Genomic DNA, 23180 nt, shown 5'->3' with positions numbered 1-23180 from the left:
CTGGGCATGGCGGATTATATAAGAAGAGGAGCAAAACTATGACCAAAGGATATATTCATTCTCTGGAAAGTTTCGGCTCCGTTGACGGTCCAGGTGTCCGGTATCTGATATTTACAACCGGCTGTGCAATGCGCTGCCAGTTCTGTCACAACCCGGACACATGGAACATGAATTCAGGGACTCTCTACACAGCAGATGAACTGATTGATAAAGCCTGGAAATACCGCACTTACTGGGGAAGTAAGGGCGGTATTACCGTCAGTGGGGGCGAACCGCTTCTGCAGATCGATTTTCTGCTGGAGTTGTTCCAGAAAGCAAAAGAAAGAGGAATCAACACAACACTGGATACCTGTGGAAATCCATTTACAAGAGAAGAGCCATTTTTCAGTAAATTCCAGGAACTTATGAAAGTGACAGATCTTGTAATGCTGGATATCAAGCATATTGATGATGAGCAACATAAGATCCTGACTGGCCAGACGAACAAGAATATTCTTGATATGGCAGAATATCTGTCTGAGACTGGCAAACCGGTATGGATCCGTCACGTACTGGTTCCAGAGAGAAGTGATAAAGATGAATATCTGGAAAGACTTCATGACTTTATTGAAACATTGGATAATGTGGAAAAAGTAGAAGTCCTTCCGTATCACACACTTGGAGTATATAAATGGAAAGAACTGGGAATCCCATATCAGTTGGAAGGCATCGATCCTCCGTCGAAAGAACGCGTGGAAAATGCGAACAAGATTCTTGAGACAGCAAAATATCATGCATAAAAATACGGGACACACAAAACGTGTGTTCCGTATTTTTATACTAAGTATGCAGGGAAAGTTGCCAGTGGTAAGTTTTCCCTATACCAAAGTATGCAAGAGAAGCTATCGGTGGCAGATTCTCTGTATATCATCAAAGTGTACAAGAAATACAGTAAAAAGCCATTTTTTAGTATGTAAAATGCAGCAATTTGTCAATTTAGTCAATTAAAGTCTTGAAACATGTATAAAAATACGATAATATTAGTTTTATAGATTTTTACCGAAGGAAGGAAGAAGAACTATGAATCTTAAAATTGGTGTGATAAAGGGAGATGGAATTGGTCCGGAGATCGTAACGGAAGCAATGAAAGTCCTGAATAAAGTTGCAGAGGTATATGGACATGAGTGTGATTACACACAGTTGTTAATGGGAGGTGCATCCATAGATGTTCATGGTGTACCACTTACAGATGAGACAATTGCACAGGCGAAAGCATGTGATGCTGTTCTGATGGGATCAATCGGAGGAGATGCCAAGACATCGCCATGGTATCAGTTAGAACCATCTAAAAGACCGGAAGCAGGCCTTTTAAAGATTCGAAAAGCGTTAAATCTTTTTGCAAATTTAAGACCGGCAGTATTGTACGATGAATTAAAAGGTGCATGCCCTCTGAAAGAAGAGATTACAGAAGGCGGATTTGATATGATGATCATGAGAGAGCTGACAGGTGGTCTTTACTTTGGAGAAAGAAAGACAGAGGAAATTGACGGTGTCATGACTGCCAGAGATTCTCTTACATATAATGAGAAAGAAATCCGCAGGATCGCAAAACGTGGATTTGATATTGCAATGAAGCGTCGTAAAAAAGTAACAAGTGTAGATAAAGCAAATGTACTGGATTCTTCGAGATTATGGAGAAAAGTAGTAGAAGAAGTTGCGAAAGATTATCCGGAAGTAACTGTTGAAAATATGCTTGTAGACAACTGTGCAATGCAGCTTGTAAAAGATCCAAAGCAGTTTGATGTAATTCTTACAGAGAATATGTTTGGAGATATTCTTTCAGATGAAGCAAGTATGGTAACCGGATCCATCGGAATGCTTGCAAGTGCCAGCTTAAATGAAACGAAATTCGGATTATATGAACCAAGTGGTGGATCTGCACCGGATATTGCAGGAAAGGGAATTGCTAATCCGATTGCAACCATTCTTTCGGCAGCAATGATGCTTCGTTTTAGTTTTGATCTTGATAAAGAAGCTGATGCAATTGAAGCCGCAGTTTCAAAGGTATTAAAAGATGGATATCGTACAATTGATATTATGTCCGAAGGAAAGACACAGATCGGAACTGCCCAGATGGGGGATCTGATCGCAGCAAATATCAATTAATTTATATATGAAACGCAGATAAGAGGAGGATACAAAAAATGAGAAGTGATACAGTAACAAAAGGAAAACAGCAGGCGCCGCACCGTTCACTGTTTAACGCACTCGGACTTACAGAGGAAGAGATGAACAGACCACTGGTAGGTATTGTTTGCTCTTATAATGAGATCGTTCCGGGACATATGAATCTTGATAAGATTGCAAATGCAGTAAAACAGGGAGTTGCCATGGCAGGTGGTACACCAATCATGTTCCCTGCAATTGCAGTATGTGACGGAATTGCAATGGGACACATCGGAATGAAATATTCACTGGTAACAAGAGATCTGATCGCAGATTCTACAGAAGCAATGGCAATGGCACACCAGTTTGACGCACTCGTAATGATCCCGAACTGTGACAAGAACGTACCAGGACTTCTGATGGCTGCAGCAAGAATCAATGTTCCGACTGTATTTGTAAGTGGCGGACCGATGCTTGCAGGACATGTAAAAGGGCAGAAGAGAAGCCTTTCCAGCATGTTTGAAGCAGTAGGAGCAAATGCGGCAGGAACAATGTCAGATGCAGACCTGTGCGAATTTGAAAATAAAGTATGTCCGACCTGCGGATCCTGCTCAGGTATGTACACTGCAAACAGTATGAACTGTCTGACAGAAGTACTTGGTATGGGACTTCGTGGAAATGGAACAATTCCGGCAGTATATTCTGAAAGAATCCGTCTTGCAAAACATGCAGGTATGAAGGTTATGGAGCTTCTTGAGAAAAACATCCGTCCAAGAGACATCATGACAAAAGAAGCAATCCTGAATGCACTGACTGTAGATATGGCACTTGGATGCTCTACAAATAGCATGCTTCACCTTCCTGCAATCGCACATGAAGTAGGTATGGATTTTGAGATCGATTTTGCAAACGGAATCAGTGAAAAGACACCAAACCTTTGTCACCTTGCACCAGCTGGCCCGACTTATATGGAAGATTTAAATGAAGCCGGCGGAGTATATGCAGTTATGGCAGAATTAAATAAAAAAGGACTTCTGCATACAGAATGTATGACTGTTACAGGAAAGACGGTTGGAGAAAATATCGAGGGTGTTGTAAATAAAGACCCTGAAGTTATCAGACCAATTGACAATCCATATACACCAACAGGTGGACTTGCAGTATTAAAGGGTAATCTTGCACCGGATGGAAGTGTTGTAAAACGTTCCGCAGTCGTAGATGAGATGCTGGTACATGAAGGACCTGCAAGAGTATTTGACTGTGAGGAAGATGCAATTGCAGCAATCAAAGGCGGTAAGATCGTAGCCGGCGATGTAGTTGTTATCCGCTACGAAGGACCTAAGGGAGGACCTGGTATGCGTGAGATGTTAAATCCTACATCTGCAATTGCCGGAATGGGACTTGGATCAAGTGTAGCACTGATCACAGACGGACGTTTCAGCGGTGCATCAAGAGGAGCATCTATTGGACATGTATCTCCGGAAGCAGCAGTTGGCGGACCAATCGCACTGGTAGAAGAGGGAGACCTGATCCAGATTGATATCCCGAATCTTTCCATTCATCTGGATGTATCAGATGAAGAACTGGCTAAGAGAAAGGAAAACTGGACTCCTAGAGAGCCAAGAGTTACAACTGGATATCTTGCAAGATATGCAGCAATGGTTACTTCTGGAAACAGAGGAGCAATCCTTGAAGTTCCAAAAGTAAAATAAAGTAGTCAAAAAAACAAATGACAGGGGAATGAATGGTATGCACTTAACAGGATCACAGATAGTAATTGAGTGTTTGAAAGAGCAGGGCGTAGATACCGTATTTGGGTATCCGGGCGGAGCTATTTTGAACGTATATGATGAATTATATAAACATAAAGATGAAATCAGACATATCCTCACATCGCATGAGCAGGGTGCTGCTCATGCGGCAGATGGATATGCCAGAGCAACAGGAAAAGTTGGTGTGTGTCTGGCAACCAGCGGACCTGGTGCAACAAACCTTGTAACCGGAATCGCAACAGCGTACATGGATTCAATACCGGTTGTTGCAATTACCTGTAATGTCGGAGTTTCGCTTCTTGGAAAAGACAGCTTCCAGGAGATTGATATTGCAGGTGTTACAATGCCGATCACAAAGCATAACTATATCGTAAAAGACGTGAATAATCTTGCAGATACAATCCGTAAAGCATTTGTGATCGCAAAAGAAGGCAGACCGGGACCTGTCCTGATCGATATTCCAAAGGATGTAACAGCCAATAAGGCAGAATTCACGCCAAAGGCACCAAAAGAAGTAAAGCCATCCGAAGACATATGTGAAGAAGATCTGGAAAAAGCAGTTCAGATGATTAAGGGATCAAAGAAACCATATATATTTGTCGGAGGCGGGGCTGTATTAGCCGGAGCAAGCAAAGAGTTATATGAGTTTGTAAAGAAGGTAGATGCGCCGGTTACTGATTCCCTGATGGGAAAAGGAGCATTTCCAGGAACCAATCCGTTATATACCGGAATGCTTGGAATGCATGGAACAAAAGCTTCGAATTATGGCGTCAGTGAATGTGACCTTCTGATTGTTGCAGGAGCCAGATTCAGCGACCGTGTTACAGGTAATGCGAAAAAATTTGCAAAAAATGCGAAAATCTTACAGTTTGATGTAGATGCTGCAGAGATGAATAAAAACATCCTGATCACAGAAGGTGTAGTAGGTGATCTGAAGGTTGTTCTTGAAAAGATGAATGAACGTCTGGAGCAGCAGGATCATAAGGCATGGGTAGAACAGATCATGTCTTATAAAGAAAAATATCCGATGACATATCATCCGGATGTACTGAGTGGTCCGTTTGTAGTAGAAGAAATCTACCGCCAGACCAATGGTGAAGCGATTATCTCTACCGAAGTAGGTCAGCATCAGATGTGGGCAGCACAGTATTATAAATATACAGAGCCAAGAACACTCCTTACATCAGGAGGTCTTGGAACTATGGGTTATGGTCTTGGAGCTTCTCTTGGAGCGAAGGTTGGCAGACCGGAAAAGACTGTAGTTAATATTGCAGGTGACGGATGTTTCCGTATGAATATGAATGAGATTGCTACTGCAACACGCCATAATATTCCGGTGATCCAGGTAGTAATCAATAACCATGTACTTGGTATGGTCCGCCAGTGGCAGAACCTGTTCTACGGACAGCGTTACTCGGCTACCGTATTAAATGATGCAGTAGACTTTGTAAAACTTGCAGAGGCTATGGGAGCAGAAGGAATACGTGTGGCAACCCAGGAAGAGTTCAAAAAAGCATTTGCGGATGCGTTAAAGAGTGGGCATCCGGTTGTGATTGACTGTCAGATTGACAGTGACGATAAAGTATGGCCGATGGTTGCACCTGGAGCGCCGATTAACGAGGCTTTTGATGAAAAAGACCTGGAAGCAAAGAAAGCAGAATAAGAATAGCAAAAAAAGTTAAAGGAAAATGGAGGAACTACAATGAGCAGAGTGTACAATTTTTCAGCAGGCCCGGCCGTATTGCCGGAAGAAGTATTAAAAGAAGCAGCAGCAGAGATGTTAGACTATAATGGCTGTGGAATGTCGGTAATGGAAATGAGTCACCGCTCATCGGTGTTCCAGGAGATTATTGAGACGGCAGAAGCAGATATCCGTGAACTGATGCATATTCCGGATAATTATAAAGTATTATTTTTACAGGGTGGTGCGTCTCAGCAATTTGCCATGATTCCTATGAATCTTATGAAAAATAAAGTGGCTGACTATATCGTTACCGGGCAGTGGGCGAAAAAGGCAGCAAAAGAAGCGGAAAAATACGGAGAGGTCCATGTGATTGCATCTTCCGAAGATAAGACATTTTCTTATATTCCGGACTGCTCAGACCTTCCGGTTTCTGAAAATGCAGATTATGTATATATCTGTGAAAATAATACGATTTATGGTACAAAATTCAAAGAACTTCCAAATACCAAAGGAAAAACACTGGTGGCAGATGTATCTTCCTGCTTCCTTTCTGAGCCGGTTGATGTCACAAAGTATGGTGTGATCTACGGAGGAGTTCAGAAAAATGTTGGTCCTGCAGGTGTAGTGATTGCCATCATCAGAGAAGACCTGATCACAGATGATGTATTAGAAGGAACACCGACTATGCTGAAGTATAAGACACATGCAGATGCAAAGTCTTTATATAATACACCACCGGCATATGGCATCTATATCTGTGGAAAAGTATTCAAATGGCTGAAAAAACAGGGCGGCCTGGAAGCAATCAAAGAACGCAATGAGAAAAAGGCAAAAATCCTGTATGATTATCTGGATGAAAGTAAACTTTTCAAAGGTACGGTTGTACCAAAAGACCGTTCGCTTATGAATGTTCCGTTTGTAACAGGAGATAAAGATCTGGATGCGAAATTTGTAAAAGAAGCAAAAGAAGCCGGATTTGAGAATCTGAAGGGACACAGAAGCGTAGGTGGAATGCGTGCAAGTATTTACAATGCTATGCCGGTCGAGGGCGTAGAAAAGCTTGTAGAATTCATGAAGAAATTTGAAAAGGAGAATCTGTAATCATGTATAAGTATCATAATCTGAACCCAATTTCCCAGGTAGGACTGGACGAATTTACACAGGAGTATGCACCGGTCAGCACACCGGAAGCAGCAGATGCAATTCTGGTAAGAAGTGCAGCTATGCACGAGATGGAATTTGCACCGGAATTAAAAGCAATCGCAAGAGCCGGTGCCGGAGTAAATAATATTCCGCTGGAAAAATGTGCAGAGCAGGGAATTGTTGTATTTAACACACCTGGAGCCAATGCAAACGGTGTAAAAGAGCTTGTAATCGCAGGAATGCTTCTTGCATCCAGAGACATCATTGGTGGAATTAACTGGGTACAGGAAAATGAAGAAGACGGGAACATTGCAAAAGATGCAGAAAAAGCAAAGAAAGCATTTGCAGGACAGGAGCTGCAGGGAAAGAAACTTGGTGTAATCGGTCTTGGTGCGATTGGAGTTCTGGTTGCAAATGCAGCAACACATCTTGGTATGGATGTATACGGATATGATCCGTATGTATCTGTTGACTCTGCATGGAGACTTTCAAGAAGCATTCATCATACAACAAATGTAGATGAAATTTATGAAAACTGTGATTATATTACTGTGCATGTGCCGGCACTTGACAGTACAAGGGGAATGATAGGAAAAGATGCTCTTGGACTGATGAAAGAAGGCGTGATCGTCCTGAACTTTGCAAGAGATGTGCTGGTAGATTCCGAAGCGATGGTAGATGCTCTGGTATCAGGTAAGGTAAAACATTATGTAACAGATTTCCCGACACCAGAGATTGCGGGCGTGAAGGGAGCTATCGTAATCCCTCATCTCGGAGCTTCTACAGAAGAGTCTGAAGATAACTGTGCAAAGATGGCAGTAAAAGAGGTTATGGATTATCTGGAAAATGGTAATATCAAACATTCTGTAAATTATCCGGATTGCGATATGGGACTTAGAGGAGATAAGACACGTATCCTGGTATTGCATCATAATGTGCCGAATATGATTGGTCAGATTTCTGCAATTCTTGCAAAAGATAACATGAATATCGCAGACCTTACCAATAAAAGTAAAGGAAAGTATGCGTATACAATGATTGATATTGATTCAGATGTTACAGAAAATGTAGTAGAAGAATTGAAGGGCATCGGAGAAGTGTTACGTGTACGTGTTATATGTTAATTAAAATTAATAATTTTGTAAGAAAGCCTTAATTGCGAAATGTGTCGAATTAGAGTATCCTTAATATATTAGCTGATAAGAATCAGGGGGATATAATAATGGATGAATGGTCAGAAATTCGAAGACGCAAAAAAAGACATCGGAGAAGAGTAAGAAACATACGTGTGTGTCTTACTCTTTTTGCTATCTGCTTGGTAGCGATTGCAATTCCAACAATAAGAGTATTGCTTCGCAAACCGGCAAAAATAACGATCCAGATGGCGGATATAGAGATTATCCAGGGAGAACAGTTGCCGGCATATTCTGCAGATGTTAAGATTACTGATAAAGATCATATCAGGCTTGAAAAAGATTACACAGCAGCACAGCTGGCAAAAGAACTGCAAAACGGCAAAGGAATTACATTTTCGAGCAGTGCGGATGCGAACACGGAAGGAACTTACGTGATTACAGCAAAACTAGATGCAGCAATCCAGAAGAAATTGTCAAATGAATGGAAGAAAAAAGTAGAGATCAGCATTAAGAACGGAACTTGTAATGTGAAGAACCCTACCGGAGCATGGGAGAATAACAAATTCAAAAAATATGATGGAACTTATGTTACATCTGATTTTGTGGATTCTATGGGAAATACATATTATCTGGATGAGAACGGTGAAAAAGTTACTGGCTGGCAGACAATTCAGAATGCAATGTACTGTTTTGATACCGAGGGGGCAATGCAGAAGTCGGCATGGGTAGAAAAAGACAATGGAAAAGCATATGTTGGTGAAGATGGAAAAGCTTTAACCGGCTGGCAGACACTGGACGATAAACAGTATTACTTTGATGCGGAAGGTATTGCTGCAACAGGAGAAGTGACGATTGGACTGGAAAAATGCAAGTTCAGTGATTCGGGAGAACTGATTTCCAAGGAAAAAGCAGCGATTGATCCAAAGAAACCGATGGTTGCACTTACATTTGATGATGGACCTGGCGCCAGAACAAAAGAAGTTCTTGATCAGTTGAAGAAGTACAATGCACATGCAACGTTCTTCATGTTAGGAAAGAATGTAGAGAAGTATGCAGATGTGGTAAAACAGATGCAGGAAGACGGAAATGAACTGGGTAATCATTCGTACGACCACAAACAGCTGAGCACACTGGATGCAACAGGAATTGCAGGCGAAGTTGGTAATACGAACCAGGCAATTAAAAATGTGTGTGGTAAAACTGCGACAGTTATGAGACCGCCATATGGTGCAATCAATGATACCGTAAAGGCAAATGTCGGTATGCCGATGATTCTCTGGAGTATCGATACGCTGGACTGGAAGACACGTAATGCACAGTCAACGATTAATAATGTCATGACGAAGGTAAAGGATGGAGATATTATCCTGATGCATGATATTCATACAGAGACTGTTGATGCGGCACTTACGCTGATTCCAAAACTTGAAGAAGCCGGATACCAGCTGGTAACGGTTTCTGAGATGGCACAGGCCAAAGGTGTGACGCTTGAAAATGGAAAAGCTTACAGTACAATTGTAAAATAATAATATATCAGGAAATAGAAATAATATACAAGAAAAGCTTCTTTTATTGCATGGCAGATTTGCCGACGATAGAAGAAGCTTTTTATATCGCCATACGTTTGGGAAGAAGATGCCACTGGCAATTTCTCTTGCATACTACGGTATACAAAAAAGCTGCCGTTGATGGCAGCTTTTACATAGTGGCTTATGGATTATAAAGAATTACGATGTTTTTCGAGCAGGCGGTGGATCTTTTCTGTAGGATCCATAACCTTACCGATACTGATATCATGGTTCATGGAATCGATGATCAGTGCGATAAACTTACTCATATCAGCAATCAGGAAGTATGGTTTTTCCTTTGCTGCTGCAGGAAGGTAAGTAAGGTTAGTTGTGATGACACGGTCAATATAGCCTTTTTCATAATATTCATCAAATTTTTCGAATCCATCTGTAAAAAGACCAAATGTCGTACATACAAATACACGGTTAGCACCGCGGTCTTTGATCTGTTTTGCAACATCCAGCATACTTTCACCTGATGAAATCATATCATCGATGATGATTGCATCTTTTCCATCGAGATGCTCTCCTAAGAATTCGTGTGCTACAATAGGGTTTTTTCCATTTACAACCGTTGAATAATCACGGCGTTTGTAGAACATACCCATATTAACTCCCATAACGTTAGAGAAGTATACGGCACGCTGCATAGCACCCTCATCAGGGCTGATGATCATCAGATGCTCTTTGTCAACTTTAAGATCAGGTTCTGCTTTTAACAAAGCCTTCATAAACTGATATGGAGGATTGAAACTGTCAAATCCGTGCAGTGGAATTGAATTTTGAACACGTGGATCATGTGCATCAAATGTAAAGATATTTGAAACTCCCATATCGATTAATTCCTGTAAGGCAAGTGCGCTGTCCAGGGATTCACGTTTGGTACGTTTGTGCTGACGGCTTTCGTATAAGAATGGCATAACTACGTTTACACGGCGTGCCTTTCCATTTGCGGCAGCAATAATACGTTTCAAATCCTGAAAATGATCGTCTGGTGACATGTGATTAAGATGCCCGTTAACAGAATAAGTAAGGCTGTGATTACATACATCAACCATGAGGAAAAGATCCGCACCTCTGATTGATTCTGTCAAAAGACCTTTTGCTTCTCCGCTTCCAAAACGAGGACAAGGACAATCAATCAGATAATTGTCACGCATGTAATTGTAATACAACGGCGAATCCATTGCTTCGTTCATTGCACTTTTTCTGAACTGAACAATATAATCGTTCACTTTCTCACCGAGTTCGCGGCATGATTCCAGTGCACCGATTTTTAATGGTGCTACAGGAAGACCGCTTTCCATTAATTTAATGTTTGGCATGATGAAAACTCCTGTATATTTTTTGTAATAAGTTACTCCTAATTATTTATATCACTTTTCCTATGAAAAGGTCAACTGTTGATTGGACGAATTGCCAAAAGTGATGTATAATAAGGTACTGTTCATTAGTGTGCGCAGTAACCATAATAGTGCTTGCACAATATATGGGGAGTAACGTATAATAGTAACGTTAAATGACAAATACAAGATAAAATATAGAGGAGAATGAAGATGAGTAAACCAGTAGTTGCTATTGTGGGAAGACCAAATGTTGGAAAGTCTACCCTTTTTAATGTACTGGCGGGAGAGATGATTTCTATCGTCAAAGATACGCCTGGAGTAACAAGAGACCGTATCTATGCTGATGTTACATGGCTGGATAAAGAATTTACAATGATTGATACAGGTGGTATCGAGCCGGAGAGTAAGGATATTATTCTGTCTCAGATGAGAGAGCAGGCGCAGATCGCGATTGATACAGCTGATGTAATCATATTTATCACAGATGTAAGACAGGGACTTGTAGATGCAGATTCCAAAGTGGCAGACATGCTCCGCCGGTCAGGTAAGCCGGTAGTGCTTGCTGTTAACAAGGTTGACAGTTTTAATAAGTTTATGCCGGATGTATATGAATTTTACAATCTTGGAATCGGAGATCCGATACCGGTATCTGCGGCTTCAAGACTTGGTATTGGTGATCTGTTAGATGCTGTGATCGCACATTTCCCTGAACATGAAGCAGAGGAAAAAGAAGATGAACGTCCAAGAGTAGCAATCGTTGGAAAGCCAAATGTTGGAAAATCATCGATTATCAATAAGCTGGTAGGAAAGCAGAGAGTTATCGTATCTGACATTGCAGGAACAACAAGAGATGCAATCGATACAAATGTAAAATATAACGGAAAAGACTACGTATTTATTGATACAGCCGGTCTTAGAAGAAAAAGTAAGATCAAAGAAGAACTGGAAAGATACAGTATCATCCGTACTGTTACCGCAGTGGAACGTGCAGATGTTGTGCTGGTCGTAATTGATGCGACAGAGGGTGTTACAGAACAGGATGCCAAGATTGCGGGTATTGCACATGAAAGAGGAAAAGGCATCATCATCGTAGTGAACAAATGGGATGCGATCGAGAAAAATGATAAAACAATGCGGGAGTATGAAAATAACGTCCGCCGTGTCCTTTCGTTTATGCCATATGCGGAAATCATGTATGTATCTGCAGAGACAGGACAGCGCCTGAATAAACTTTACGATATGATCGATATGGTAATCGAAAACCAGACACTTCGTGTAGCCACAGGTGTACTGAATGAGATCATGACAGAGGCCGTTGCAATGCAGCAGCCACCTTCAGACAAAGGAAAGAGACTGAAACTGTATTATATCACACAGGTAGCGGTTAAACCGCCATCATTTGTAATCTTTGTAAATGATAAAGAACTGATGCACTTTTCTTATACCAGATATCTGGAAAACAAGATTCGTGAAGCTTTTGGATTCCGTGGTACTGCTTTGAAATTCTTCATCAGGGAAAGAAAGGACAAGGATCAGTAATCATGGAACGTTTGATATGTGTACTTGTCGGATATGTATTTGGTCTGATTCAGACGGGATATATATACGGGAAAAAGAATGGCGTTGACTTGAGAAAAAAAGGCAGTGGAAATGCAGGAACGACGAATGCACTTCGTACCATGGGATGGAAAGCCGGAGCAATTACATTACTTGGAGACTGCTTCAAATGTGTTGCAGCGGTTGTTGTTGTACATCTGATCTATGGAAAGACACATACAGATATGATGCCGCTGCTTTCCATGTATGCAGGAATGGGCGCAGTTCTTGGACATAATTATCCGTTTTATCTGAAATTTAAGGGTGGAAAGGGAATCGCTGCAACGGCAGGTCTGATCATCAGTACAACTAATATATGGATTGTATTGATCTGTCTTGCAGCATTTATCGCGATTGTTGCAGCAACAAGATTTGTATCGCTTGGATCGATGGCAGTTGTTACAATCTATCTGATCAGTGTGATCGTATATGGACAGATGGGTGGATTCCATGTGGAAAATGCAGCATATCTGCATGAGATGTATGGAGTAGTAGCATTCTTAATGATACTTGCATTCTGGAGACACAGAGCAAATATTAAAAGACTGTTAAGTGGTACTGAGAATAAGATCAGTGTCGGAGGAAAGAACAAAGAACAGTCAGAAAAAGTATAGATACAGAAAGGATAGGTCTTATGGCAAAAGTTAGTGTGATCGGAGCCGGAAGCTGGGGAACAGCCTTGGCACTGCTTTTAAATAAAAATGGACATGAGGTGACTGTCTGGTCATATCAGGAAGAAGAAGTACGGGAACTGAGTGAAAAAAGAGAACACGTTACGAAACTTCCGGGAGTAAAGATTCCGGAAGAGATCGGATTCACCGCAGATATTAAGGGCGCAGTGCAGGGAAAAGATGTTGTGGTACTGGCGGTTCCGTCTATCCATGTAAGAAGTACTGCGAGAATGATCAGTCCTTATGCAATAAAGGATCAGAAGTTTGTAGATGTAGCAAAGGGAATCGAAGAAGATACTCTTATGACGTTGTCACAGCAGATTGAAGAAGAAATCCCACAGGCAGATGTAGCAGTTCTTTCCGGACCTAGCCATGCCGAAGAGGTAGGAAGAGGACTCCCGACAACAGTCTGTATAGGAGCAAGAACAGAAGAGACAGCGAGATATCTGCAGGAATTATTCATGAATGAAGTATTCAGAGTCTATATTAGTCCGGATATACTGGGAATAGAGCTGGGTGGTTCGCTTAAGAATGTCATAGCACTGGCAGCAGGTATCGCAGATGGTATGGGATACGGAGATAACACGAAAGCCGCGCTTATCACACGGGGGATTGCAGAAATATCACGCCTGGGTGTAAAAATGGGCGGGGCAGCTGAAACATTTGGCGGGCTCGCAGGTATTGGCGACCTGATCGTTACGTGTGCAAGTGTACACAGCCGTAACCGTAAGGCTGGCTATCTGATGGGACAGGGCAAGACTATGCAGGAAGCCATGGATGAAGTACAGATGGTCGTAGAAGGTGTATATTCGGCAAAAGCGGCGGCAAAGCTTGGACTGAAATACGGCGTGTCTCTGCCAATCATAGAAGAAGTGAATAAAGTCCTGTTCGAGAATAAAAATCCAAAAGATGCGGTAAATGAACTGATGCTCAGAGGTGGAAAAGCAGAACATACAGCACTTCCGTGGCAGAAGAATTAAATATAGAATTTTTGCCAAATTCCCAGAGCGTTTTTTAGACACCCTCTAATACAAGGGATGAAAGATAAAAAGAAAACAATAAAAATAACAGAGTTGAATTTAATTTCAACTCTGTTATTTTTTTATCGTTTTGTCTCAGTTAAAGCATACCTGATATCCGATAAAAGTTTTTTGTAAAATCTTCCGTGAATACAGATGCCTACAGATTTGCGTGATCCATAACATATTTCTTGAAATCCATAATAGCCGGAGCCTGGTAAACATTCTTAAGTGTTGCCATGTAAAACAGTCTTTCCCAGGACGGTTTTTCAATCTCGATGATAGAAACCGGCATATAGGAAAGAACCGGCATTTTTGGAACTACAGCAATACCGAAACCGGCACCAACCAGTCCGGCAACCCCCTGATCCTCCTCCATGGAGTAGGCAATCTGAGGGTATCCCCCACATTTTTTAAATAATTTGTCAATGACGTGTCGGAGTCCACTACGCTTTGAAAAGGCAATGTGTGGATAAGCAAGTGTATCTTTCAAGTCTATCGAACTGCGTCCTTCCAGAGGATGTCCTTTTGGGACGATCAGTACCAGCTCCTGTTTTGCAACAGGAACAAAATCGATCAGAGGCTCATTGTCCATCATAGAGCAGAAAGCAATGTCATATTTTCTGTCTTTTAATCCCTGGATCATATCAGAAGTAAGCCCTGTGGAACTATGAAAATAAAAATCAATTTTTTTGTCTGGCGTAGAATCCAGAAAGCCTTTTACAAAATTCGGAACAATAGAGCTGCTGACGGCTCTTAGTTCGACGATATCAATGCGACCTTCCCCACGACCTGTCATCTGTAGTTTGTTAACACTGGAATCAATCATATCCAGAGCCTGTTCGACATCTACAAGAAATGCCTGCCCGCATTTTGTAAGGGCTACGTTCCGCCCTTCTTTTTCAAAAAGCTTAACCCCCAGTTCTTTTTCGAGTGATGCAATTGCATGACTCAGACTTGGCTGAGTGATGGCTAGAATCTCTGCGGCTTTTGTGTAATGCTCCAGATGGGCCAGTGTGGCAAAATATCTTAGATGATACAGATTCATAAAGCCGGCCCCCTTTCTTTCGTTATTGTTATGATATATGCATTATCTTAGCATGAACTGAGCACAAAAACAACCTATGAATAAAATCTATGAATTTTGACAAAACTATTAATTTGTTTTTTATTTAACAAGGATATATAATCAAACCATAGCAAATATTACTAGATTGAACAACAAGAAAAAAGGGAAAATGTTCAATTTTAACAATGGAGGTAGAATTATGTCAAAAAAGAATCCAATCACAGTAAGCTCATGGACACTTGGAGATCAGTGCAAATTTGAAGATCGTGTTATCGCTGCAAAAGAAGCAGGATACGAAGGAATCGGTCTTCGTGCAGAGACTTATGTTGATGCATTGAATGAAGGACTTCATGATGAAGACATTCTTGCAATTCTTGACAAACATGACATGAAAGTAACAGAAGTTGAGTACATCGTTCAGTGGTGTGAAGAGCATCGTTCATACGAGCAGAAATACAAAGAGCAGATGTGCTTCCATATGTGTGAACTCTTTGGAGTTGGTCACATCAACTGTGGACTGATGGAAAACTATTCAGTTGAGTATACAGCTCAGAAATTAAAAGAACTTTGCCAGAGAGCTGGAAAATACATCATCGGTGTTGAACCAATGCCGTACAGTGGTATTCCAAACCTTCAGAAAGGCTGGGAAGTTGTAAAAGCTTCTGGATGTGAAAATGCAATGCTTATCCTTGATACATGGCACTGGGTAAGAGCTAATCAGCCATACGACATCCTTACACCAGAAATCGCTAAGAAAGTTATTTCTATCCAGATCAACGATGCTTATGAGAGACCATATGCAGATTCAATCTTAAGAGATGAGTCAATGCATGATCGTCTTGCACCTGGAACAGGAGCAAAAGATACAGCTGGATTCGTTAAAATGATCAAAGACGCTGGAATTGATCCAAAGGTAATCGGTGTAGAAGTAATTTCTGATGAAATCCTTGGAAGAGGAATCAATGAGGCAGCAGCTTATACATATGAAAATACAGAGAAAGTATTAAAAGAAGCCTGGCCAGAAATGGTTGACTAATTTTAATCACTGATTCATTTCAGACAAGATAAGAAAACACATTTGTTTAAAAGAGAGAGGTAAAAAAATAATGAAGTTCAAACATATGTTTTCTCCGATTCAGATCGGACCAATGACAGTAAAGAACCGTTTCGTAGTACCACCAATGGGTAATAACTTTGCAAACACAGATGGAACATGGAGCGACGAGTCAGTTGCATATTACAGCGAACGTGCAAAAGGTCAGTTCGGACTGATCACAATCGAAGCAACAGTAGTTCACAAAGGTGCAAAGGGTGGTCCAAGAAAACCTTGTCTGTATGATGACAACAGCATCGAGAGTCTGAAAAAGATTACCGATGCCTGTCATGCAGAAGGTGCTAAGATTTCTATCCAGCTTCAGAATGCAGGACCGGAAGGAAATGCAAAAAATGCAGGAGCACCAATCCAGGCGGCTACTTCAATTGCATCAGCTGATGGAAGAGATATTCCGGAAGCAGTTCCTACAGAGCAGGTATATGAGCTCATTAAAGGATATGGAGATGCAGCAGTCCGCGCAATGAAGGGCGGAGCTGATGCAGTAGAAATTCACATGGCACATGGTTATCTTGTGAATTCTTTCATGTCACCAAGAACGAACAAACGTGTAGATGAGTTTGGCGGAAGCTTCGAAAACAGAATGAGATTTTCCCGTCTGATCATTGAAGAAGTAAAGAAGAGAACAGAAGGTAAAATTGCAGTTCTTGCACGTATCAACAGTACAGAAGATATGTTTGGCGGTCTGGACAACCATGATATGTGTGCAATTGCTTCTTATCTTGAAGACTGCGGAATTGACGGACTTCACGTATCACGTGCAGTACATCTGAAGGACGAGTATATGTGGGCTCCGACAGGAATTCATGGCGGATTCTCAGCAGAGCTTGTAGCAAATATCAAAAATTGTGTATCTGTTCCGGTAATCACAGTCGGACGTTACACAGAGCCACAGTTCGCAGAACAGATGGTGAAACTTGGAAAAGCTGATCTGGTAGCATTTGGACGTCAGTCACTGGCTGATCCTCATACTCCGAAAAAAGCGCAGGAAGAGAGACTGGAAGATATGACACCTTGTATCGCATGTCTGCAGGGATGTGTTGCCAACATGTATGCTGGTAAACCACTTTGCTGTCTGGTAAACCCGGTACTTGGACGTGAGGTTGAGGGACTTCCAAAAGCTGAAAAGGCAAAGAAAGTATACGTTATCGGTGGTGGTGTAGCAGGTATGTGTGCTGCATTCACAGCTAAGAGACGTGGACATGATGTAACATTATTTGAAGCAACAGACAAACTCGGTGGTAACATGAGACTGGCTGCTTACCCACCAGGAAAAGGTGACATCACAGGTATGATCAGAAGCTATATCGTAAAATGCGAAAAAGCAGGCGTAAATATCAAGATGAATACAAAAGTAACAGCTCAGATGTTAAAAGAAGACACACCGGATGCAGTTATCCTTGCAACAGGATCTGAGACATTAGTACTTCCATTTATCAAAGGTATCCATAATCCTGACATCGTATATGGCGTGGACTGCTTGGAAGGAACACGCCCGGTAGGACACAAAGTCTTAGTTGTCGGTGGTGGTATGGTAGGTGCCGAGACAGCAGACTTCCTTGCGGAACAGGGACATGAAGTATCTGTTATCGAGATGAGAGATGCAATCGGACCAGATGTAATCCACGAGCACCGTATCTTCCTTATGGAAGCATTTGAAAAATACGGAATCGAGCAGATTACAAGTGCTGCTGTATCTGAGATCTTCTCGGACGGAGTAAGCTACAAGAATGCAGCTGACAAATCTGATGAAACAATCTACGAAGCAAGAGGATTCGATACAGTTGTTCTTTCTATGGGATTCAGTTCTCGCTATACACACCGCGATGGTCAGAATGTCGTATATGACTTCGCAGATGAATTAAAGGACATCGTTCCAGAAGTTCATGTAGTAGGTGATGCGGTAAGAGCACGTCGTGCACTGGATGCTACAAAAGAAGCTTACGATGTTGCATTAAAACTTTAATAAGAATTATAAAATGTGTATGTAACAGCCCACATACCACGGGCTGTTATATGTAAAGAGGAATACAAGAGGACCAGATAAAGGTTTCTCTGTAAATAAAAGAAAACCAGGAGGGTTAAGATCATGGAAAAAAGAATTTCCGGACATACAGGCTTAATGGGATTATTTGGAACACCAGTTGGACATTCAGGATCTCCGGCAATGTACAACTTCAGTTTCCAGCATGACGGACTTGATTATGCATATATGGCATTCGATGTAACAGAAGAAGAGATGCCAAAAGCATTTGAAGCAATCCGTTTATTCAAAATGCGTGGTGGTAACTTTACTATGCCATGCAAAAATATCGCAGCAGAACTGGTAGACAAGCTTTCACCGGCAGCTGAGATTATCGGAGCTTGTAATGTATTCGTTAACGATGACGGAGTGATCACAGGACATATTACAGATGGTATTGGATTTGTTAAGAATCTGGAGCTCAACGGAGTACCTGTAAAAGACAAGAAAGTTGTTGTTCTTGGAGCAGGTGGAGCAGCTACAGCAATTCAGGTTCAGTTAGCATTGGACGGAGCAAAAGAAGTAAATATCTTCAATATCAAAGACAAATTCTTTGAAAGAGCAGAAGGAACAAAGGCTAAATTAGCTGAGAAGTGCCCGGACTGTGTTGTTACAGTAGATGATCTTGATGATAAAGCAAAACTGGAAGAAGCAGTAAAAGCCTGCGATATTCTTGTAAATGCTACAATCATGGGAATGAAGCCACATCAGGATGTAACACTGGTTGACAAATCATTATTCCGTAAAGATCTGGTAGTTGCAGATACTGTATACAGCCCAGAGAAGACAAAGATGATCCTGGAAGCAGAAGAAGCTGGATGCAAAGCAATCGGTGGTGTCGGAATGCTTCAGCAGCAGGGAGCAGTAAATTATGGACTGTTCGTTGGAAAAGAAATGCCGCTTGCTGAGTATCAGGAGTTTCAGAAAGCTCAGGCAAAATAAAACAACTTGATAAAAGGAGAATGAGGGAATGAAAGCAAAGAAATATTTATGGTCTATCATTTGCGTATACTTTTGCTATCTGACACATGGTATTCAGGCTATTATCTTAAGCCAGAATAACGTAAATTTCGCAAAACAGTGGGGATTTAACATGTCAGATCCACAGTCAGCAGCATATGCAGCTGGTCTTGCAGCAGTAAGTACAGCGGTAGCATGGACTGGATTTGGTAAATTTGTCAGTGTATGGATCGGTGGAGAGATCTCTGACCGTGTTGGACGTAAAAAATTAATGATCGGTGGAGCAGCATTATACATCGTCTGCTTCCTTGGATTCTTACTTACAAAGAGTGCATTAGTTGCATCAGTATGTGGATTCGCATCAGGAGTTGCAACATCAGGTTTCTGGGATGCATCAGGATATCCTGCAGTACAGGAAGCATATCCGGCAGCACCTGGATCAGCACTGGTAGGAATTAAGTTCTTCGTTTCACTGTCTGGTATGGTATATCCGCTTCTGGTTGTACATAATGCAAACAGCGGAAACTGGAAACTGAACGTTATGATTCCAGTTGTTATGTCAATTATCTGTCTGGTACTTGCAATTATTGCACCATTCGTATATGATGATCAGAAGAAGGCAGCTTCTGGAAATGATGGAAAATCCAAAGATGCCGTACAGGCAGAGATTGATGCAGCAAAAGCAGCAATGCTTACAAAACCAAGTAAATTCGTAGTATTTCTGGTAATGTTTTATGCATTCCTTTGCATGGCAATCATGTATGGAGCTCAGCAGTATACGAAAGCATTCGGATTATCTGTATGTGGACTTTCTGAGATGCAGGCAGCAGGTATGACTTCTATCTATACAATCGGTTCTATCTGTGCTGTACTTTTCTGGGCATTCATGATGGCTAAGTTAAAATGGAGCCCGCTGAAGGTTGTCCTGATTGATTCTATCTGTACAGCAGTTGCACTTGCAGGTGTACTGTTTATCCATCAGGTAGCAATCATCTATGTAGCAATTGCTATGTTAGGATTCTTCGCAGCAGGTGGTGCTCTTCAGACAGGTCTTGCAGTGGTTCAGTTATTTAACCCAGGACCAAAAGGAAGAAACACAGGTATTTATTACACATTCATGGGCGCAGCAAGCTACCTGATCCCAGTTGTAGCTGCTCAGCTTACAAAAGCATCAGGTGAGGCTAATGCAGTATATAGCCTGATGATCATGTTATTGGTATTTGCAATCCTTGCTATTTTAAGTTCCCTCTACTTAGTAGCACAGCACAAAAAGATTTTCGGAAAGAGTGCATTATAATTAAATGATTGAAAGAAAGGGGCTGTTAGTCCTTAAGATGAAATGCATCGAAAGACAGCAGTCCCTTTCTTTTAACAAAGGATTGTTAAAAAAAAGACATTCATAGAAAACATCGAGAGAATTAGAGGAAAAATACATATTCCATAGATTTTATCTATGGAATATGCCATGTTGTGTCATGAAAAGATATGTCTGTAAAATCTAAAAAGTAAAAGATGAAGGAGGACGCTAAAATATGAGTCCGAAAAAAGCAAAAAGAGAGAATGAACTTCCGTATATTCCTCTGGGACCCTTTCAATGGAGAATTCCGGGAATACACTATCGCATAGAGTATGTAGAGTTCTTTCAGGGTCTGATTCTTGGTGCGACAGCTTTAAGTTCCATTCCGTATCTGACAGATAACCTTGGACTTCCTTATGAACTTGCATGGAGCTGCGTTATTATTGAAGTATTCATGTACATGCTTCACGGATGGCTTGGAGATCCGGTTGTTCCTGGATGGATTACTCCGACATTGCCATTTACCCTGGCATATTTAAATGGGTTTGAAAAAGGACCGGAAAGAATTCAGGCAATGATAGCATTGCAGCTTCTGGTTGCATTTGTATTTATATTTATGGGAATTACGAAACTGGCAGACAAATTTGTAAATGGAGTCCCGAACTCCATCAAAGGTGGTATCCTGATCGCTGCACCGATTACGGTATTACAGGGACAGCTGTCAGATGGCAGTCAGCTTATGACAGCACCGGTAGCAACGCTTGCCGGAACTTTATTACTTGCATTCTTAAGCTTTTCGCCATTCTGCGAAAAGAACAGAAGTAAATATAAAATACTGGATGTTATGGCAAAATATGGTAACTTATTCCCGTATCTGATTGCAATGGTGGCAGGAGTTGCCATCGGAGAATTGGCAAAACCAGTATTAGAACTTGGAACAGTCATCAGAATTCCTGATTTCAGCAATATATTCCATACAGTAAGTATCTTTGCGGTTGGATTCCCTCCGCTGTCTATGTTTGTCAGTGCACTTCCACTTGCATTGATCTGCTATGTACTTGCATTTGGAGATTTTGTTACATCGAAGACACTGGTAGAAGAAGCACAGGAGAGCAGAAGTGATGAGTACATCGACTTTAACTCAAGCAGATCAAATCTGATCAGTGGACTTAGAAACCTGATCCTTGCAATTTTTGCACCGTTCCCGCCGCTGGCAGGACCGCTATGGGTTGGTATGACAGTATCTGTAGCTATGCGTTACAAAGAAGGTAAGAAAGCCATGAAGTCACTGATTGGTGGAATGAGTTCTTTCCGTATGGCAACATTTATCAGTGTTATCCTGGTTCCGATCGTATCTTTCATGAAACCGATCATGGGAGTCGGATCTGCGATCACGCTGTTATTCCAGGCATATGTATGTGCCAGAATTGGTATGGAATATTGTCAGTCTAATACGGATAAGAGTATTGCAGGTGTTATGGCTGCAGTACTGGCATTCAAAGGATCTGGCTGGGCACTGGTTGTCGGCTTTGCAATGAACCTCTTACTTTCTAATATGGATTTCCAGAAGAAAAAACTGGGAGTGCTTACAACAGAGGAGTTAGATCAGGTGGAAGCTAAGAAAAATGAAGAAGCGCAGAGACTGCTTGATATGAAAAAGCAGGGATAATCTGATCTAAAGAAAAGTGTCATGAATATGGCAAAATAATAAAACAGAGAAGCTCATATATTATGAACATAAAATGAGGGCCTGTGGGAATATCCATGGGCCCTCTCTCTTGCATAAAAATAAAGAATATACCACTGGCCGTTCTATGTATTCCCGGAAAGAGGCCAGTGGTATATTCATATGCTGTATTATATGGATTATAATGCGTCGTGTACAATCTGCAATGCCTGATACAGTTTTTCGGATTCGATCTGTCCAGGGGCAGAAGCCTGTGAGCCGGAACCAAATGTAAGACAGGAACCAAAAGCTTCACACGCAATACGGCTGATACTTCCAAGTCCGGCCATTGACATCGTAATGATCGGTCTGTCAGCATAATCAGTTGCCATTTCTTCTGTAGCTGCAAGAAGTGTCAGGACGTCTTTTTTACTCTGCGGCATAACAGCCATCTTTGGAATATCTGCGCCCATGTCCTGCATTTTACGAAGACGGTAGACCAAGTCGGATTTTGCAGGTGTTTTGTCAAAATCGTGATTAGAAGCAATTACCTTTGCTCCGGATGCGTGAATAGCATCGATCATTTCACGAACAACCGCATCTCCGGTAAAAATCTCAACATCAATGATATCCGCATTCCCGGTTGCAGCAACAGCCTTATTAAGTTCTGCATACTTTTCTACGGACATAGGATGTACACCGCCTTCTTTTTCGGTACGGAAAGTACAAAGAAGTGGAGTATCTCCCATAACGTCACGGAGCTCTTTTACAAGTGCAGTTACTTTATCAATATCTTCAACGTCTTCAAACCAGTCCATGCGCCACTCCATCAGGTCCATATGCATAGAAAGGTAATTCTTAGTAAGAGAAAGAATCTCTTCTTTTGTCTTTCCGACATTCGGAATACAAATAGCAGGGATACCATTGCCCAGCTCTAAATTTCTGACTTTTACAGTATTCATAGAGTGTTCTCC

General features: G+C 41.5%; 18 protein-coding genes. 15 read left to right on the top strand and 3 right to left on the bottom strand.

Annotation, left to right across the window (positions count from 1 at the left end; all coding sequences use genetic code 11):
• Nucleotides 1-38: 38 nt before the first annotated feature.
• The 7 genes from pflA to ACWJAF_RS01550 all read left to right on the top strand — a co-directional run bounded on the left by pflA (nt 39) and on the right by ACWJAF_RS01550 (nt 9406).
• Entirely contained in the window at nt 39-779 is a 741-nt protein-coding gene (gene pflA / locus ACWJAF_RS01580; protein WP_296030940.1) for a pyruvate formate-lyase-activating protein, read from the top strand.
• A gap of 280 nt (nt 780-1059) precedes the next feature.
• Entirely contained in the window at nt 1060-2145 is a 1086-nt protein-coding gene (gene leuB, locus ACWJAF_RS01575) for a 3-isopropylmalate dehydrogenase (RefSeq protein ID WP_296030943.1), read from the top strand.
• Between the two features lie 38 nt (nt 2146-2183).
• Nucleotides 2184-3857, top strand: a complete 1674-nt coding sequence (gene ilvD, locus ACWJAF_RS01570) for a dihydroxy-acid dehydratase (protein ID WP_448861764.1) — start codon at nt 2184-2186, stop codon at nt 3855-3857.
• A gap of 37 nt (nt 3858-3894) precedes the next feature.
• Nucleotides 3895-5580 carry a biosynthetic-type acetolactate synthase large subunit gene (gene ilvB / locus ACWJAF_RS01565; RefSeq protein ID WP_448861763.1) on the top strand — a complete coding sequence of 562 codons (1686 nt, stop codon included), beginning with the start codon at nt 3895-3897 and terminating at the stop codon, nt 5578-5580.
• A 39-nt stretch (nt 5581-5619) separates the two neighbouring features.
• Nucleotides 5620-6702, top strand: coding sequence for a 3-phosphoserine/phosphohydroxythreonine transaminase (serC, locus tag ACWJAF_RS01560; protein WP_296030952.1), 1083 nt, complete (start codon nt 5620-5622; stop codon nt 6700-6702).
• A 2-nt stretch (nt 6703-6704) separates the two neighbouring features.
• Entirely contained in the window at nt 6705-7868 is a 1164-nt protein-coding gene (locus tag ACWJAF_RS01555; protein WP_296030954.1) for a phosphoglycerate dehydrogenase, read from the top strand.
• Nucleotides 7869-7966: 98 nt separating this feature from the next.
• Entirely contained in the window at nt 7967-9406 is a 1440-nt protein-coding gene (locus tag ACWJAF_RS01550; RefSeq protein WP_448861761.1) for a polysaccharide deacetylase family protein, read from the top strand.
• A 191-nt stretch (nt 9407-9597) separates the two neighbouring features.
• Here the strand turns inward: ACWJAF_RS01550 and ACWJAF_RS01545 are convergent, their stop codons facing one another.
• Entirely contained in the window at nt 9598-10773 is a 1176-nt protein-coding gene (locus ACWJAF_RS01545; RefSeq protein WP_296030960.1) for a ribose-phosphate pyrophosphokinase, read from the bottom strand.
• A 231-nt stretch (nt 10774-11004) separates the two neighbouring features.
• On the opposite strand from ACWJAF_RS01545, the gene der reads away from it, so the two are divergent.
• From der to ACWJAF_RS01530, 3 genes are read left to right on the top strand one after another with little or no spacing between them, the layout of a single operon-like run.
• A complete protein-coding gene (der, locus tag ACWJAF_RS01540; protein ID WP_296030962.1) occupies nt 11005-12333 on the top strand; it encodes a ribosome biogenesis GTPase Der in 1329 nt (442 codons plus the stop codon).
• 2 nt (nt 12334-12335) lie between these two features.
• Entirely contained in the window at nt 12336-13004 is a 669-nt protein-coding gene (gene plsY, locus ACWJAF_RS01535; protein ID WP_448861759.1) for a glycerol-3-phosphate 1-O-acyltransferase PlsY, read from the top strand.
• 20 nt (nt 13005-13024) lie between these two features.
• Complete coding sequence (locus ACWJAF_RS01530) at nt 13025-14041, top strand: NAD(P)H-dependent glycerol-3-phosphate dehydrogenase (RefSeq protein WP_296030966.1); 1017 nt, start codon at nt 13025-13027, stop codon at nt 14039-14041.
• A gap of 199 nt (nt 14042-14240) precedes the next feature.
• On the opposite strand, the gene ACWJAF_RS01525 is transcribed toward ACWJAF_RS01530, so the two are convergent.
• Entirely contained in the window at nt 14241-15128 is an 888-nt protein-coding gene (locus ACWJAF_RS01525; protein WP_448861757.1) for a LysR family transcriptional regulator, read from the bottom strand.
• A 220-nt stretch (nt 15129-15348) separates the two neighbouring features.
• Between ACWJAF_RS01525 and ACWJAF_RS01520 the strand changes: the two genes are divergently transcribed.
• The 5 genes from ACWJAF_RS01520 to ACWJAF_RS01500 all read left to right on the top strand — a co-directional run bounded on the left by ACWJAF_RS01520 (nt 15349) and on the right by ACWJAF_RS01500 (nt 22209).
• A complete protein-coding gene (locus ACWJAF_RS01520) occupies nt 15349-16185 on the top strand; it encodes a sugar phosphate isomerase/epimerase family protein (RefSeq protein WP_296030972.1) in 837 nt (278 codons plus the stop codon).
• A 70-nt stretch (nt 16186-16255) separates the two neighbouring features.
• Entirely contained in the window at nt 16256-18226 is a 1971-nt protein-coding gene (locus tag ACWJAF_RS01515; protein ID WP_448861755.1) for an FAD-dependent oxidoreductase, read from the top strand.
• Between the two features lie 123 nt (nt 18227-18349).
• Nucleotides 18350-19225, top strand: coding sequence for a shikimate dehydrogenase (locus ACWJAF_RS01510; RefSeq protein WP_448861753.1), 876 nt, complete (start codon nt 18350-18352; stop codon nt 19223-19225).
• Nucleotides 19226-19253: 28 nt separating this feature from the next.
• Nucleotides 19254-20540 carry an MFS transporter gene (locus ACWJAF_RS01505; protein ID WP_296030979.1) on the top strand — a complete coding sequence of 429 codons (1287 nt, stop codon included), beginning with the start codon at nt 19254-19256 and terminating at the stop codon, nt 20538-20540.
• Between the two features lie 235 nt (nt 20541-20775).
• Nucleotides 20776-22209: a hypothetical protein gene (locus tag ACWJAF_RS01500; protein WP_448861751.1), complete on the top strand. Its 1434-nt coding sequence runs from the start codon at nt 20776-20778 to the stop codon at nt 22207-22209.
• 197 nt (nt 22210-22406) lie between these two features.
• On the opposite strand, the gene aroD is transcribed toward ACWJAF_RS01500, so the two are convergent.
• Entirely contained in the window at nt 22407-23168 is a 762-nt protein-coding gene (gene aroD / locus ACWJAF_RS01495) for a type I 3-dehydroquinate dehydratase (protein WP_448861749.1), read from the bottom strand.
• Nucleotides 23169-23180: the final 12 nt, after the last annotated feature.

The organism is Dorea sp., from assembly GCF_977044405.1.
Note: the sequence above shows the minus strand (reverse complement) of the source record. Positions and strands in the feature narration are given on the sequence as shown.